The sequence below is a fragment of the Streptomyces sp. NPDC045846 genome (assembly GCF_056431605.1).
The window spans coordinates 253,640-268,501 of sequence record NZ_JBWKKJ010000010.1 but is presented as its reverse complement, the minus strand read 5'-3'; the positions used below and the strand labels follow the sequence as shown (position 1 = coordinate 268,501).

Annotated in this window: 12 protein-coding genes; 6 read left to right on the top strand and 6 right to left on the bottom strand. The window is 73.2% G+C overall.

The window, feature by feature from the left end:
• Window positions 1–18: 18 nt before the first annotated feature.
• Window positions 19–2,133, bottom strand: coding sequence for an excinuclease ABC subunit UvrB (gene uvrB, locus AC07F3_RS28255; protein WP_479117239.1), 2,115 nt, complete (start codon window positions 2,131–2,133; stop codon window positions 19–21).
• 52 nt (window positions 2,134–2,185) lie between these two features.
• Window positions 2,186–3,052, bottom strand: a complete 867-nt coding sequence (locus tag AC07F3_RS28250; protein ID WP_479117238.1) for an MHYT domain-containing protein — start codon at window positions 3,050–3,052, stop codon at window positions 2,186–2,188.
• 245 nt (window positions 3,053–3,297) lie between these two features.
• On the opposite strand from AC07F3_RS28250, the gene AC07F3_RS28245 reads away from it, so the two are divergent.
• Together AC07F3_RS28245 and AC07F3_RS28240 are read left to right on the top strand one after the other, a co-directional pair.
• Entirely contained in the window at window positions 3,298–3,849 is a 552-nt protein-coding gene (locus tag AC07F3_RS28245; RefSeq protein WP_479117237.1) for a methylated-DNA--[protein]-cysteine S-methyltransferase, read from the top strand.
• A gap of 61 nt (window positions 3,850–3,910) precedes the next feature.
• Window positions 3,911–5,215: an MFS transporter gene (locus tag AC07F3_RS28240; protein WP_479117236.1), complete on the top strand. Its 1,305-nt coding sequence runs from the start codon at window positions 3,911–3,913 to the stop codon at window positions 5,213–5,215.
• On the opposite strand, the gene AC07F3_RS28235 is transcribed toward AC07F3_RS28240, so the two are convergent.
• Window positions 5,205–5,588 (bottom strand): cupin domain-containing protein, encoded by a 384-nt coding sequence (locus AC07F3_RS28235; protein WP_114035848.1) that lies wholly within the window; start codon window positions 5,586–5,588, stop codon window positions 5,205–5,207. The genes AC07F3_RS28240 and AC07F3_RS28235 overlap by 11 nt on opposite strands.
• A 255-nt stretch (window positions 5,589–5,843) precedes the next feature.
• Between AC07F3_RS28235 and AC07F3_RS28230 the strand changes: the two genes are divergently transcribed.
• The gene (locus AC07F3_RS28230; RefSeq protein WP_479117235.1) at window positions 5,844–6,758 is read left to right on the top strand and encodes a pseudouridine-5'-phosphate glycosidase; all 915 of its coding nucleotides are present in this window, start codon (window positions 5,844–5,846) and stop codon (window positions 6,756–6,758) included.
• Window positions 6,755–7,681, top strand: coding sequence for a carbohydrate kinase family protein (locus AC07F3_RS28225; protein ID WP_479117234.1), 927 nt, complete (start codon window positions 6,755–6,757; stop codon window positions 7,679–7,681). Before AC07F3_RS28230 ends, AC07F3_RS28225 begins: the two co-directional genes overlap by 4 nt.
• A gap of 190 nt (window positions 7,682–7,871) precedes the next feature.
• Here the strand turns inward: AC07F3_RS28225 and AC07F3_RS28220 are convergent, their stop codons facing one another.
• Window positions 7,872–8,546, bottom strand: coding sequence for a nucleoside/nucleotide kinase family protein (locus tag AC07F3_RS28220; protein ID WP_479117233.1), 675 nt, complete (start codon window positions 8,544–8,546; stop codon window positions 7,872–7,874).
• Between the two features lie 428 nt (window positions 8,547–8,974).
• Here AC07F3_RS28220 and AC07F3_RS28215 point away from each other — a divergent pair, with 428 nt between their 5' ends.
• Both AC07F3_RS28215 and AC07F3_RS28210 read left to right on the top strand, forming a co-directional pair.
• Window positions 8,975–9,631: a DUF2293 domain-containing protein gene (locus AC07F3_RS28215; RefSeq protein WP_479117378.1), complete on the top strand. Its 657-nt coding sequence runs from the start codon at window positions 8,975–8,977 to the stop codon at window positions 9,629–9,631.
• Window positions 9,632–9,777: 146 nt separating this feature from the next.
• Window positions 9,778–10,320 carry an HAD domain-containing protein gene (locus AC07F3_RS28210; protein WP_479117232.1) on the top strand — a complete coding sequence of 181 codons (543 nt, stop codon included), beginning with the start codon at window positions 9,778–9,780 and terminating at the stop codon, window positions 10,318–10,320.
• Between the two features lie 142 nt (window positions 10,321–10,462).
• Here AC07F3_RS28210 and AC07F3_RS28205 read toward each other — a convergent pair whose 3' ends face one another.
• Together AC07F3_RS28205 and AC07F3_RS28200 are read right to left on the bottom strand one after the other, a co-directional pair.
• On the bottom strand, window positions 10,463–11,707 hold the full coding sequence (locus AC07F3_RS28205) for an SWIM zinc finger family protein (protein WP_479117231.1): 1,245 nt from the start codon (window positions 11,705–11,707) through the stop codon (window positions 10,463–10,465).
• Window positions 11,704–14,796, bottom strand: coding sequence for a DEAD/DEAH box helicase (locus AC07F3_RS28200; RefSeq protein WP_479117230.1), 3,093 nt, complete (start codon window positions 14,794–14,796; stop codon window positions 11,704–11,706). Before AC07F3_RS28200 ends, AC07F3_RS28205 begins: the two co-directional genes overlap by 4 nt.
• Window positions 14,797–14,862 lie beyond the last annotated feature (66 nt).

The following is a 14,862-nucleotide window of genomic DNA, read 5'->3' as shown; positions in this document are numbered from 1 at the left end:
GCCCCCGCGAGCGGCCGGTCAGGCGAGCCCCGCCTCCTTCATCTGCCGGAGCTCCTTCTTCAGCTCGCCGACCTCGTCGCGCAGCCGGGCCGCCACCTCGAACTGCAGGTCCGCCGCCGCGGCCCGCATCCGGTCGGTCATCTCCTCGATGATTCCCGCCAGTTCGGCCGCGGGCCGGTCGGTGAGCTCCTTCTTGGCGCCCTTGGCCGCCTTGCCGCCGAGCGAGGGCACGGGCGCCTTGGCCGCCTTGCCGTCCTTGCCCTTGCGGTACCCGGTGCCGAGCAGCTCCTCGGTGTCGACCTCCTCGCGCGCGATGGTCGCGACGATGTCGTTGATCTTCTTGCGCAGCGGCTGGGGGTCGATCCCCTTCTCCTTGTTGTACGCGATCTGCTTCTCGCGGCGCCGGTTGGTCTCCTCGATGGCCTTCTCCATCGCCGGGGTGACGCGGTCGGCGTACATGTGGACCTGGCCGGAGACGTTGCGCGCCGCACGGCCGATGGTCTGGATCAGGGAGGTGCCCGAGCGCAGGAAGCCCTCCTTGTCGGCGTCGAGGATCGACACCAGGGAGACCTCGGGCAGGTCGAGGCCCTCGCGCAGCAGGTTGATGCCGACCAGCACGTCGTACTCACCGGCGCGCAGCTCGCGCAGCAGCTCGATGCGGCGCAGCGTGTCGACGTCGCTGTGCAAGTACCGCACCTGGATGCCCAGTTCGAGGAAGTAGTCGGTGAGGTCCTCGGCCATCTTCTTGGTGAGGGTGGTGACCAGGACGCGCTCGTCCTTCTCGGTGCGCTTGCGGATCTCGTGCACCAGGTCGTCGATCTGGCCCTCGGTGGGCTTGACCACGACCTCCGGGTCGACCAGGCCGGTGGGGCGGATGATCTGCTCCACGAAGCCGTCGCCGCGGGAGAGCTCGTACTTGCCGGGGGTGGCCGACAGGTAGACGGTCTGGCCGATGCGGCCGAGGAACTCCTCCCACTTCAGCGGCCGGTTGTCCAGCGCGGACGGCAGCCGGAAGCCGTGGTCGACCAGCGTCCGCTTGCGGGAGGCGTCGCCCTCGTACATCGCGCCGATCTGCGGCACGGTCACGTGCGACTCGTCGAGGACCAGCAGGAAGTCCTCGGGGAAGTAGTCGAGCAGGGTGTTGGGCGCGGTGCCGGGCTCGCGGCCGTCGAAGTGCATCGAGTAGTTCTCCACGCCCGAGCAGCTGCCGATCTGGCGGAGCATCTCCAGGTCGTACGTGGTGCGCATGCGCAGCCGCTGGGCCTCCAGGAGCTTGCCCTGCTTCTCCAGCTCGGCCAGGCGCTGCTCCAGCTCCTTCTCGATGCCGTTGACGGCCTTCTCCATGCGCTCCGGGCCCGCCACGTAGTGGCTCGCGGGGAACACGTAGAGCGACTGGTCCTCGCTGATGATCTCGCCGGTGATCGGGTGCAGCGTGGACAGCGCCTCGATCTCGTCCCCGAACATCTCGATGCGGACGGCCAGTTCCTCGTACACCGGGAAGATCTCGATGGTGTCGCCGCGCACCCGGAAGGTGCCGCGGGTGAACGCCAGGTCGTTGCGGGTGTACTGGATGTCGACGAAGCGGCGCAGCAGCTGGTCGCGGTCGATCTCGTCGCCGACCTTGAGCGGCACCATCCGGTCGACGTACTCCTGCGGGGTGCCCAGGCCGTAGATGCAGGACACGGACGCGACCACGATCACGTCGCGCCGGGTCAGCAGCGAGTTGGTCGCCGAGTGGCGCAGCCGCTCGACCTCCTCGTTGATCGAGGAGTCCTTCTCGATGTAGGTGTCCGACTGCGGGACGTAGGCCTCGGGCTGGTAGTAGTCGTAGTACGACACGAAGTACTCGACCGCGTTGTTCGGCAGCAGCTCGCGGAACTCGTTGGCCAGCTGGGCGGCCAGGGTCTTGTTCGGCGCCATGACGAGCGTGGGCCGCTGGAGCTTCTCGATCATCCAGGCAGTCGTCGCCGACTTTCCGGTGCCGGTGGCGCCGAGCAGGACGACATCCTTCTCACCTGCGCGGATGCGCTTCTCCAGCTCGGCGATGGCCGCCGGCTGGTCGCCGCTGGGCTGGTAGGGACTGACGACCTCGAAGGGCGCCACCGTACGTTCGATCTTGGAAACGGGCCGCATGCAACCACCGTACGACCCGCCACTGACAACCGCGGTCCGATCGCGGGCGCGGTCACCAGTCGTGCGGGGAGGCGGAGCCCTCGCGCGGGGTCTCGGACGCCGCCCAGCTGGTGCGCTCCGGGAAGGACGGGCGGTGCCGGGGGGCGGGGATCGCCCGCGGCGGCCGCTTCTCCCAGTCCGGCTTGCCCATCACCACCAGCGGGTCGAACATCACCACCACCCCGGCCAGGACCAGGAAGGCGACGGGTCCGATCAGCATGGGCGCGAGCAGGGTGGCGGGCGACTCCCCGCCCGCCACGGCGGTGCCCGCGGTGCCGTGCAGCTGGACGCTGAGCGCGGCCATCCCGGTGTAGTGCATGCCGCTGACCGCGACGCCCATCACGAGGCTGGCGCCCAGGCTGGCCAGGAAACCGTGCACCGAGACGGCGGCCCACAGCGCGGCGGTGGCGGCGACCACCGCGATCACCACGGAGACGCTGACGACCAGGGTGTTGTACTCGAACTCCCCGTTCATCGTGATCCCGGCCATGCCCAGGTAGTGCATGGTCGCCACCCCGAGCCCGGTGATCGTGCCCCCGGTGACCAGCGCCATCGGGGTCGCACCCCGGTAGCCCACGATGAAGATGCCGATGCCCACCATCACGATCGCGACGGCCAGGCTGGCGAAGGTGATGCCCCGGTCGTAGCCCAGCGGCACCTCGTGGACCGTGAAGCCCATCATCGCGATGAAGTGCATGGTCCAGATCCCGGACCCTATGGAGGTGGCGCCCAGTGCCAGCCAGGCGGCCTTGAAGGAGCGCTCGCTGCGCACGGACCGGGCGGTGCAGCGCAGTCCCAGCGCTCCGCCGAGGCAGGCCATGATGAACGCCGCCACCGGCGTCACCAGGCCATAGCTGAATCCGTCGACCGTCCCGTGCATACCCGTGTGCCCTTCACCCCGTACCGACTGAAGAGGCCCTGCTGTTTTTGCGGCCCTGGTTCGGGGCGACATTAGGGCTCGCTGGGCGACAGGCAAACATTTTCCGGGCAATTTATCGACTCCGGGCGGCCGGTCCGTTCCCATCTGGGTGGATCCGTTCGCTTTGGGCGCCCCTTCCGCGAGCCCGCCGGACCGGGCGGGCCGCGTTGGCCGCGTTGTCAGAGGGGGGTCGTACGGTGGTCGGCATGAACAGCGATGCGCGGTGCGTCGAATGGTCGGTCGTCGAGAGCGGCATCGGCCCGCTGCTCCTGGCCGCGACGGACCAGGGCCTGGTGAACGTGGTGTTCCACGCCGATGAGGCGGTGCGCGGGCGGGCCGTGCGCGCGCTGGCCGCCCGGTTCGCCACCGAGCCCGTCCCGGCCGTGCCCGGCCGGGCGGGCCCGCTGGAGGAGCCCATACGCCAGGTCGAGGCCTACTTCGCGGGCGGGCTGCGCGAGTTCACGCTGCCGCTCGACTGGTCGCTGTCGTCCGGCTTCAACCGGCAGGTCCTGCGCGAGCTGGCAGCGGGCGTGCCCTACGGAACCGTGGTGGGGTACGGGGATCTGGCCCGCCGCGTCGGCCAGCCCGGGGCGGCCCAGGCCGTGGGCGCGGCCATGGGGTCCAACCCGCTGCCGGTCGTCGTGCCCTGCCACCGCGTGGTGGAGAGCGGCGGCGGGCTCGGCGGATTCGGCGGCGGACTGGAGACCAAGCGGCAACTGCTCGCACTCGAAGGAGTGCTGCCGCAGCCCCTGTTCTGAGCGACGGAGCTCCCCGGGCCCACCCATTTCGGACGGACGTACGAGCTGGCACACTGCGCCGGTGACTGCGCTCCCCGACGCCTTCGACACCGGCTGTGCGGCGCCCGATCCGGCGGCCCTGCCCGCGCTGCGGCGCCGCATCACCGCCGTCCTGTTCGCGAGCCAGATCCTCGGCGGTCTCGCGAACGGCACGGGGATCGCGCTGGCCGCCGTACTGGCCGCAGAGGTCAGCGGCAGCCAGGCCCTGTCGGGACTCGCCTCGGCATCCATGGTGGCCGGGCCCGCGCTGCTCGCGCTGCCGCTGGCCGCGCTGATGACCCGGCGCGGCCGCCGCCCGGGGCTGCTGCTCGCCTATCTCCTCGCGACGGTCGGCGCCGTGGTCGTGGTCACCGGAGCGGTGCTCGCCAGTTTCCCGCTGCTGCTGACCGGCATGGCCGTCTTCGGCGCCGGCTCGCTGGGCAACCTCCAGGCCCGGTACGCCGCCGCCGACCTCGCCGAGCCCGAGCGGCGCGCGCGGGCCATCTCCACCGTGGTGTGGGCGACGACGATCGGTGCCGTGCTCGGCCCGAACATAGCCGCGCCCGCCGGCCGCAGTGTCGCCCGCTTCGGCATACCGGCGGCCGCGGGCCCCTTCGTGTGGGCGGCCGGGGTGTTCCTGCTGGCGGCCGTGCTCGTCGGCGTGCTGCTGCGGCCGGACCCGCTGCTCACCGCCCGCGCGCTGGACGGCGGCGCGCAGCCCGCCGCGGCCCGCTCGCTGCGGGCCGGGGTCACGGCGGTCAGGCAGTCGCCGCGGGCCCGCCTGGCGCTCGTCACCGTCGCCGTGTCGCACACCGCCATGGTGTCGATCATGTCGATGACGCCGGTCGCGCTGACCCGGCACGGCGCGGACATCGAGCTGATCGGCCTGGTCATCAGCCTGCACATCGCGGGGATGTACGCGTTCTCGCCGGTGATGGGGTGGCTCGCGGACCGGCTCGGGCGGTTGACCGTGATCGGTCTGGCGGCCGGACTGCTGTGCTGCGCCGCCCTGTTGGCGGGCACCGCGGGCGGGAGCCACGGGCAGACCGTGGCCGGGCTCTTCCTGCTCGGTCTCGGCTGGTCGGCGGGGCTCGTGTCCGGTTCGGCCCTGCTGACCGACTCGGTGCCGGGGCCTGCCCGCGCCGCCGTGCAGGGTCTGTGCGATCTGACCATGAACGTGGCGGCGGGGTTCGGCGGCCTGGCGGCCGGTCTGGTCGTGGCGCGTGCGGGCTACGGCTGGCTGAACGCGGCCGGTGCCTCGCTGCTGCTGCCGATGGCGGCCCTGTGGCTGTTCACCTCCCGGCGGCACGCGGAGCGACGGCCGGGCGGGGCCGCCGCTACAGACTGATGTGGTAGGCCTTGCGCAGCGTCTCGTGGACGGTCCAGGTGGTGCGGTCGCCCGCGCGCAGCACGCAGGCGTCTCCCGGGCCGATCTCCAGGGTGTCGCCGCCCTCCACCTCGACGGTGGCGCGTCCGCTGACGACCACGAACAGCTCGTCGGCCTCGGTGTCGGTCACCACGCCGGGCGTGATCTGCCAGATGCCCCGGATCTGCTTCCCGTCCGGCGACTCCCACAGCACCTTCCCCGTCACCTCCGGCGCACCGGAGACGATCTGTTCGGGAGCGAGCGGCTCCGGTTCCAGTTCGGCGTCGCCGACCCGCACGGCGAAGGAGGCGGGCCCGAGCGGGGCCCGGCCCAGCGGTGCGTCGCCGAGGGGCATGACAGAGGGGTGGTCCAGGGGGCTCATGGCCGGTAAATCTAGCCGGGCCGGGACCGGACGTTGACCGACAGTCCGGCCAGGTCCGGACCCTCCGGCGCGACAGTCTGTCCAGCGCGTCCCGTACCCGAGCGGGCAAACCGTCCCGCCCGGCGCGGAGTTGGGCCGCTGGTTCGTGCTTCGCGGTTCCGGCCTCCCGAGGGTCCGGCCCGTGCGGCAGAACGTTTACCCGGCTTCCGGGCGTGCCAGGGATGGGACATGCCCTTTGACGACGTACCTGATGAGACCTCGGTGTCGGAAGAAGTGCGGACGGCGCTGGCCGAGGGCCGACCGGTCGTCGCTCTGGAGTCGACGATCATCTCTCACGGCCTCCCCCGGCCGCGCAATCTGCGGGTCGCCACCGAGCTGGAGCAACTGGTACGGGCCCGGGGTGCCGTTCCCGCGACCATCGCCGTGCTCGACGGGCGTCCCCGGGTGGGTCTCGACAAGGCGCAGCTGGAGCGGGTCGCCAACGAGGAGCTGCGCAAGCTCGGGCACCGCGACCTGCCGATGGCGCTGGCGACCGGCGCGAGCGGGGCGACGACCGTGTCGGGCACCGCGTTCCTGGCCGCGCGGGCGGGCCTGCGCGTCTTCGCGACCGGCGGCCTCGGCGGCGTCCACCGGGGGTGGACCGAGACGCAGGACGAGTCGGCGGACCTGCGACTGCTCGCCAGGACGCCGATCGCGGTGGTGTGCGCGGGCGTGAAGTCCATCCTCGATGTACCGGCCACGCTCCAGCGCCTGGAGACGCTCGGCATCGGCGTGCTGGGCTACGGCACGGACCATTTCCCCGGGTTCTACCTCGCCAGCTCCGGCGAGCCCGTCGACTGGACGGTGCGCACGCCCGGCGAGGCCGCGGACGTGCTGCGCGCACACCGCTCGCTCGCGCTCGACTCGGCGGTGATCGTGGCCAATCCCGTCCCCGAGGCCGAGCAGCTCGATCCTCGGCTGCACGACGAGGTGCTCGCGGCGGGCCTCGCCGCCTGCCGTGCCGTGGGCCTCACGGGCCAGGCGGTCACCCCCTTCCTCCTCGACTACCTGGTCGAGCACACGGACGGGGCCTCCCTGGAGGCGAACGTGGCGGCGGTCCGCGGGAACGTCCAGCTGGCCGCGGACATCGCGGCCGCGCTGTGACCGGTGCCGGATTCGGCGGCGCGGGCGGTGGGCTACTCGTCGTCGGGGACGTGGTCACCGACGTGGTCGCCCGCCACCGCGGCCCGCTCGCCACGGCCACGGACACCGTGGCCGACATCCGTACGGTGCCGGGCGGAGCGGGCGCCAACGCGGCCTGCTGGGCGGCCCGTTCGGGCTGCCCCGACGTGCGGCTGCTCGCCCGGGTCGGGCAGGACGCGGCCGGCTGGCACGACCTCCGGCTGCGCCGCTGCGGCGTGCGCCCGCTGCTGATCCCGGACGCCGACGCGCCCACCGCGACCGTGATCGCCCTGGTCGACACGGCGACGGCGGAGCGCACGTTCTTGACCGACAGCGGCGCCGTGCACCGCATGAACCCCACCGACTGGTCACCGGACCTCCTGGACGGCATAGCCCACCTCCACCTCTCGGGCTACCTCCTGTTCGCCGACCAGAGCCGTCAACTCGCCCTTAAAGCAAGGGAGTCGGCCCGCCGCGCCGGGGTCACCGTCAGTCTGGACCCGGCGTCGACCGGCTTCATCGGAGCCCTGGGCATCGAGCGGTTCCTGGACATGACCGAGGGCGCGGACCTCCTGCTGCCCAACGCGGACGAGGCCGCCTTCCTGACCGGGCTGCCGGAACCCGCGGACGCGGCGGCCAAGTTGAGCCGCCGGTTCCCGCTGGTGGCGGTCACGCTGGGGGCGGCCGGGGCGCTGGTGGCGGCCGCCGGGAAGGTCATCGCGAGGGTCGCCGCACCGGAGGTGACGGCCCTGGACTCCACGGGCGCGGGCGACGCCTTCACGGGCGCCTTCCTCGCCGCCCGCCTGGGGGGCGCGTCCCCTGCCGAGGCGGCGGAGGCAGGGTGCCGGGCAGGGGCTCTGGCCGTTGGGGTGGTGGGAGGACGGCCGCCGCTGGGTTTGGAGTGAGCGCCGACGAAGTCTGTCAGCTGGCCTCTGTCATCCGTCGTTAGTCATCCGCCCTTTGTCATCCGCCGCCTGTCATCCGCCGTCTGTCGTTGGCCATCCGTCAGTAGTCATTCGCCGTCCGTCGTACGTCTTACGTCATCTCGGGCCCGTCATTCGCCAGCCGGGGCCGCCATTCGTCATCCCCCATCTGTCATTTGCCATTTGTCACCGCACCTCCGTCACTCCGCCCCTCCGTCACTCCCCAGGCGGGATGCCGAACGTCGTCGACCCGTACCACCACATCGGCGGCTTCGGCCGGTCGCACCTCCGCGTCGTACCGTGCGAAGGCGGGAAGCGTCCACCGCGCACTCTCGTCGGTTCGGCGGCGCAGGGCGGACGGTGACAGGCGGAGGTGCACGGTGAAGTCGAAGGGGAACCAGCGACCCAGGAGCATGGGGCCGTGCACGAGCAACACCCCGCCCTCCGGAAGCAGTTGGTAGGGGCTCCGGGTGGCCCGATCGGTCGCCGGGTCCCACAGATCGGGCAGCACGCGCCCGGTGCCGCCCGGGTCAAGCGGCCCGAAGACCTCCCGCCACAGCGCGCCCGTGTCGAACCAGCCGTCGTAGTACGTGTCCGGGTCCTCGCGGCCGAATTCGTACCGCAGCGAGGCGGGGCGCAGGAATCCCTCGGTGGAGACGGCGAGGACGGACCTGCCGTGCAGGCGGAGCGATTCCGCTACGCGCTGGGACAGCTCGTCGGGACGGGCCGCCGGGGCGCCGTCGACGCCGATGCGCAGCCATGACCCGCCGTCGGGGGCCTTCAGGCCCATGGCCCGTTCCACGAGGGCATCGGTCAGCCGTTCCCAGGTGATCGCTTCGAATCGCACGCCCCCATCATGCGCGGTGCCTTCTCCATACGCGTCTTCTGGCCCGCCGTCGAGGCCGCGAGAGCTCGCACGCCGACAGCCCCTCCCACCCAACCCTCGCTGTTCGAAGGGCGATTGGGCGGGGCATCAGAGAGACAGCAGAGAGAGGGGAAGGCGCGCGGAAGGCGCCGTGCGTCCGGCGACGGCGTGTCGATGGGTCTGCGGGCCCGCGGGTTGACGGGTTGACGGGTTGACGGGCCTACCGCGAGCGGCAGTCGGCCGTGCCACGCCGAGCGACGGCCCCCACGGTCGAACCTGGGCGGCCGACGGGCCCGGTCGCAGGAACGACTGCGCGCAGGCGGCACGCGCGGCCGCGCGCGATCACGAACAAGACTCCGCACGTACGAGCGACCGTCCGCAGGGTCGCGCACAAGGAGGAGGCTGTCGCCATTCTCGTCATAGAACCCCGGCGCCATCACCGGTGCGCCGCATGCGATCGCGGTCCGCTCAGACGGCTCGTCCTGGAGTCCGGTTCGCCGCGCTGCCTGGACTGTGCGGACCTGGGGCATCTGGTCTTCCTGCCGCGCGGCGACACCGCACTCACCCGCCGCGCCCGCGTGGGCAGTTCGCTGTCCGCCGTCGTGGTCCGCTTCAACCGGCGCCGACGGCGCTACGAACGCCAGGGCGTCTTCGTCGAAGAGGCCGCGCTCGCCGCGGCGGAGACCGCGTGCCTGGCCGACGCGGAGGCCCGGGCCCGTAGACGGGCGCGCGACGCGGAGCGCCGGGCCGCGCAGGACGTACGGTTCACCGCCGAGCTGACCGCCGAGATCCTGCGGCTCTTCCCCGGCTGCCCGGCCGAGCGGGCCCGCGACATCGCCGAGCACACCTCGGTGCGCGGCAGCGGCAGGGTGGGCCGGTCGGCGGCGGGCCGGGCGCTGGACGAAGCGGCGGTGACGGCCGCCGTCCGCGCTTCTGTCCGCCATCTCGACACGGAGTACGACGCGCTACTCATGGCGCGGGTCCCGCACAATCGGGCGCGGGCCCGGGTGGCTGCGGCGATCGATGCGGTGCTGGCTTCGTGGGCGCGGGAGGAGTCGCGTCGGTGACGACCTCGGGCGGCCGAGACCGGCCGGGGAGCGCTGGGCGACACGAGGGAACGCGCCCCTCACCTGCGACGCGAGCGGACGCCGGGCCTCCGCAACTGCCCTCCGCTTCACGCCACTTGGCGCACCGGCGTGGGTATCCCTCCCCCATGACGACTGCGCAGGACCGCCCCTTGCTGCTCCTCGACGTGGACGGCCCCCTCAACCCGTATGCGGCCCGCCTCCCCCGCCTGCGCGGCTACCGCACCCACCGGCTCCACCCGTCGAACTGGCTCTCCCGCCAGACCCCGGGCTCCCGCCCGCACCGGCGCGGACTGCGCGTCTACCTCAACCCGGCCCACGGACCCCGCCTCCAATCCCTGCCGTACGAACTGGCCTGGGCCACCACGTGGATGAACGAGGCGAACGAGATGATCGCCCCCGCCATCGGCCTCCCGCCCGACCTCCCCTTCATCGCCTGGCCCGAACTCTTCGCCACCGACCCGGACGGCCTGTACTGGAAGACCAGACCGCTGCTGAAGTGGGCCGCGGGACGCCCGTTCGCCTGGGTCGACGACATGATCACCGATCTGGACGAGACCTATGTGCGCGACACCCACGACGCGCGAGCCCTGCTGATCCGGGTACACCCGCGCCGGGGCTTGCGGGAGACCGACTTCAAAAGGCTGACCGAGTGGGCGGCGAGCACCTGAGCCCCGCGGGTTCTGGCTTGCGCTTCTGCTCCGCCTTTCCTGCTCATCGTCCGACGTCTTCGGCGAGGGCCAACCGGCTTCGCCACCACCGGCCCCGTGCCCCGAAAGCGCGGCCGTGCCCCCAGTACCCCTCGCCCCCGGGTCAGCCGCCGAGGCGGGCTGTGAGGGCGCCCACCGGGTCGGGGTCCGGGGCGCCGCGGGGCCACCAGTCCTCTCTTCCGGGGTCCGACTCGTAGCCGTACCAGAGTCCGTCGCGTCCGTAGCGGAGCTGGGTGGTGGGGGTGGTGAGGCGGTTGCGGCTGGGGCGGAAGTCGGGGAACCCGGCGGCGCTCAGTGCCGGGCGGGCCCGGTCGAAGGGGCCCGCGGGCGGGTCCCAGGGGGTTTCGAGTACGGCGAGTGCCTCGATGCCGCCCTGCCGCCAGGCGGCCACCGCCCGGGCCAGGTCGGTGGGGGTGCGGTCGGTGGCCCGGGTCAGGGAGGTGTAGAGGGCGCGGGTCGCCGAGGTGAGGCCGGAGCCGGGGTGCGCGGCGGCCAGCCGGACCGCGTCCTGCCACGGGGACAGCGGGGCGATCGGGTCCTCGCCGGTGGCCAGGAGCGTGTGGGCGCGGATGGCCGCCTCGGTGGCGAGGAGGTCGAGGGAGAGCGGGTCGGGGCCGCCGTGCACCTCCGGGAAGGCGGGCGGGTGGCCCGGCCGGGGCGGCGTGGGGAACGGCGGCGGCAGGGGCGGCAGCGTACGCGGCTGGACCGCCGTACGGGCCTGCACGGTGGGCAGTTGGGGCAGCGGGGCCACCCGCTCCACGGCCATGCGGGCGGCGTTGCGCCGGGTGAGCGCGGCGAGCACCTCCTGCTCGCCGCGCCCCCGCATCAGCAGCAGCACGAACGGATCCTCGTCCAGGAGCCGGGCCGCCTGGTAGCAGAGCGCCGCCGCGTGCTTGCACGGGTAGCCGTCGTCGGGGCAGGAGCAGTCGGGGATGAGGTCGCCCGAACCGGGCAGCAGTGCCGCCTCGTCGGCCAGCGCGTGCGGAAGGTCCTTGTCGAGCAGCGCGGCGATGTGGGCCGGGGCCCGGGCCGCGGTGTCGAGGAAGTCCTCCCACGCCTGGTCGGGCAGCGTGCGCAGCCGCAGCTCCGTACGGTAGGGGCGCGGGCGGGAGCCGTGGACGTACGCCGTGATTTTGCCCGGCGTGACCGTGATCGCGTCCACGTGACCGGCTTCGGCGTAGGCGCGTCCGCGGGCCAACCGGGCGGAGTCCAGGGCGAGCTCCTCCAGGGCCTCCACCCAGGCGTCGCCCCACCAGGTCCCGGTCCGCTGCGAGCGGGCGCCCAGCGCGGGGTAGGTGCGGCGGCGGTCGTCGTGGCGCGGGGCGCCGATGGGCGCACGAGGACTCATGAGGCCCTCCGCAGGGAGATCAGGTCCGCCAGTTCGCGGTCGGTGAGTTCGGTCAGGGCGCTCTCCCCGGAGCCGAGGACCGCCTCGGCCAGCCGGCGTTTCTGTTCCAGCATGTCGGCGATGCGGTCCTCCACCGTGCCCTCCGCGATCAAGCGGTGGACCTGGACCGGCTGGGTCTGTCCGATCCGGTAGGCGCGGTCGGTGGCCTGCTCCTCCACCGCCGGGTTCCACCACCGGTCGTAGTGGATGACATGGCCCGCGCGGGTGAGGTTGAGGCCGGTACCCGCGGCCTTGAGGGAGAGGATGAACACGGGCACCTCACCGCTCTGGAAGGCGTCGACCAGCCGGTCCCGCTCGCTCACCGGCGTTCCCCCGTGCAGCAGTTGGGAGGGCACGCCGCGGGCGGTGAGGTGGGTGGAGAGCAGGCGGGCCATGGCGACGTACTGGGTGAAGACGAGCACCGAGCCGTCCTCGCTGAGGATGGTGTCCACGAGTTCGTCGAGCAGGGCCAGCTTCCCCGAGCGGGCCGGGAGCCGTGGCGACTCCTCTTTGAGGTACTGCGCGGGGTGGTTGCAGATCTGCTTCAGGGCGGTGAGCAGCTTCATGATCTGGGCGCGGCGGGCGATGCCCTCGGAGGCCTCGACGGCCGCCATCACCTCGCGGACCACCGCCTCGTAGAGGGAGGCCTGTTCCCGGGTGAGCGGCACGGGGTGGTCGGTCTCCGTCTTCGGAGGCAGCTCGGGCACGATCCCCGGGTCGGACTTCTTCCTGCGCAGGAGGAAGGGACGGACCAGGCGCGACAGGCGGACCGCGGCGTCCTCGTCCTCGCCGTTCTCCACCAGCCGGGCGTGCCGGGAACGGAACGCCTTCAGGGGGCCGAGCAGCCCGGGCGTCGTCCAGTCGAGCAGCGCCCACAGCTCGGAGAGGTTGTTCTCCACCGGGGTGCCGGTGAGCGCGATCCTGGCGGGGGCCGGGATGGCGCGCAGCGCCTTGGCGGTGGCCGAGAACGGGTTCTTGACGTGCTGCGCCTCGTCGGCGACCACCATGTTCCAGCTGTGCGCGGCCAGTTGGGGCGCGCTGCCGCGCATCGTGCCGTACGTGGTGAGGACGAAGCCGCCTTCGCTGCCCGCGAGGCTGCGACTGCTGCCGTGGAAGCGGCGCACCGGGACGCCCGGCGCGAACCGGGCGATCTCGCGCTGCCAGTTGCCGAGCAGCGAGGCCGGGCAGACCACCAGGGTGGGCTCGGTACGGGCCCGGCGCAGGTGCAGGGCGATCACGGTGATGGTCTTACCGAGCCCCATGTCGTCGGCGAGGCAGCCGCCGAGACCCATCGAGGTCATCAGCTCCAGCCAGGCGAGGCCGCGCAGTTGGTAGTCGCGCAGGGTCGCGTCGAGGCCCGGCGGTTGTTCGGCCGTGGCGGGCCCCTCCAGGAGCCGGTCACGGAGCACCGCGAGCGCTCCGGCGGGGACGGCCTCGACCGTCTCGCCGTCGACCTCCGCGGTGCCGGTGAGCGCGACGGACAGCGCGTCCACGGGGTCGAGCAGGCCCAAGTCGCGCTTTCTCGCCTTGCGCACGAGCTCGGGGTCGGCCACCACCCACTGGTCGCGCAGGCGCACGATCGGGCGGTGGGCCTCGGCGAGCGCGTCCATCTCGGCGTTGCTGAGCGGTTCGCCGCCGAGCGCCAACTGCCAGTTGAAGGTGAGGAGTTCCTCGGCGTCGAAGAACGACGTGCCGTCGGTCGCGGACCCGGGTGCGGGCCGCACCACGGCGGTGGCGCTGAGGGTGCGGGCCAGCTCGCGCGGCCAGTGGACGGCGATGCCCGCCGCGGCCAGCCGCGCCGACGCCTCGCCGAGCAGTTCGTACAGCTCGGTCTCGGTGAGCGGCAGGACGTCCGGGACGCTGCGCTCCAGGAGCAGCCCGAGCGGCGGCCAGACGCGCGCGGCGCGGCGCAGCGCGAGCAGCGCGTCGATCCGGGCGCGCGGGCCGAAGGCTTCAACTGCGCCGCCGGTGGCGGCTGCTGCCGCGACCGTCCCGCCCGCTGAGGCCATGGCTTCCGTCGCGGTACGGGTCTCCGCAGCGCGCGTCCTGCGCCGTCCGGACCCGCTTCCCGTGGCCCCCCGGCTTTCGGTGGCGCCGTCCGACCACAGGCGTCCGGCGTCGACGACCAGGGTGGGGTCGGCCAGGCTGTGCACCTGGACGATGGCCGAGCCCGCGCGCCGGGCCTCGCCCTCCTCTTCGGACGCGGTGTCGAACAGCTCGTATCCGGAGAGGTCCAGGCGCAGCGAGACCCGCACGCCCGCGTCCATGCCCGCGGCCGCCTCCGCTGCCCAGGCTCGGGCGGCGGGCAGGTGCTGGGCGGCGGCCGCGGCGAACGGCGCGCCCGCCGCGTGGGCGGCGGCCGGGGTGCGCGGCAGGGTGTCGGCGACGGCGTCGAGGAACGCCCGGACCAGGGCCTCGGGCTCGGGCAGCCGGAGTGCGCCACGGCCCGGGACGGGGACGCCGTACGCCTCGTACGGCATGGCGGCGGCGATGGCGCGCAGCTGGGCGATGTCGTCGGCGTCGAGCGGTCCGGCGCGCCAGGCGTCGTGCTGGGTGGCGGTGAGGCCGGGCAGCAGGCGGCCGCGCGCGACGAGGTGCAGGGCGTGCAGCGCGGCGGCGCCCCAGCAGGCGGCCGCCGGATGGGCGGCGGGGTGGCGGCGGGCCCTGACCAGCACCGGGAGGGCTTCGGCGACCGGCACGAGGAGGGCGGCGACCTTGCGGCTGCGGGCGCCCGCGCCGTGGCGGCGCACCACGGTCAGCTCCGTCACCTCGGCACCGGGCGGCCCGGGGGGCACCGGTCCCTGGCCCGGGTCCCAGAAGGCGACCTTCCCGTCGCGCGGCAGGCCCGCTGGCAGGAACACGGCGGCCGTCGACACGGCGGGCCACCGCAGGGGATCTGGCTCCGGACCGGCTTCATGGGCGGACGCGGGAGCGCCACGCAGGGCAGGCGTCCCGAAGACGGGGGCGGGCCGCTCACGCCAGGCGGGCCCGGCGCCCGGCGAGGCCACCGGCCCCCGCTCGAGGTGGCGCACAGGTGTCGGCTGGTCCATCGGCCGGTCACCTCCCTTCGTCCGCACGGTCAGGATCGCCGCGTGGTCCGCGACTGATCTACGACC

Coding starts and splice junctions, on each gene's coding strand:
- AC07F3_RS28230 (WP_479117235.1), top strand. CDS start 5,844: ATGCCCTTTGACGACGTACCTGATGAGACCTCGGTGTCGGAAGAAGTG.
- AC07F3_RS28245 (WP_479117237.1), top strand. CDS start 3,298: ATGAACAGCGATGCGCGGTGCGTCGAATGGTCGGTCGTCGAGAGCGGC.
- AC07F3_RS28200 (WP_479117230.1), bottom strand. CDS start 14,796: ATGGACCAGCCGACACCTGTGCGCCACCTCGAGCGGGGGCCGGTGGCC.
- AC07F3_RS28210 (WP_479117232.1), top strand. CDS start 9,778: ATGACGACTGCGCAGGACCGCCCCTTGCTGCTCCTCGACGTGGACGGC.
- AC07F3_RS28235 (WP_114035848.1), bottom strand. CDS start 5,588: ATGCCCCTCGGCGACGCACCGCTGGGCCGGGCCCCGCTCGGGCCCGCC.
- uvrB (WP_479117239.1), bottom strand. CDS start 2,133: ATGCGGCCCGTTTCCAAGATCGAACGTACGGTGGCGCCCTTCGAGGTC.
- AC07F3_RS28205 (WP_479117231.1), bottom strand. CDS start 11,707: ATGAGTCCTCGTGCGCCCATCGGCGCCCCGCGCCACGACGACCGCCGC.
- AC07F3_RS28250 (WP_479117238.1), bottom strand. CDS start 3,052: ATGCACGGGACGGTCGACGGATTCAGCTATGGCCTGGTGACGCCGGTG.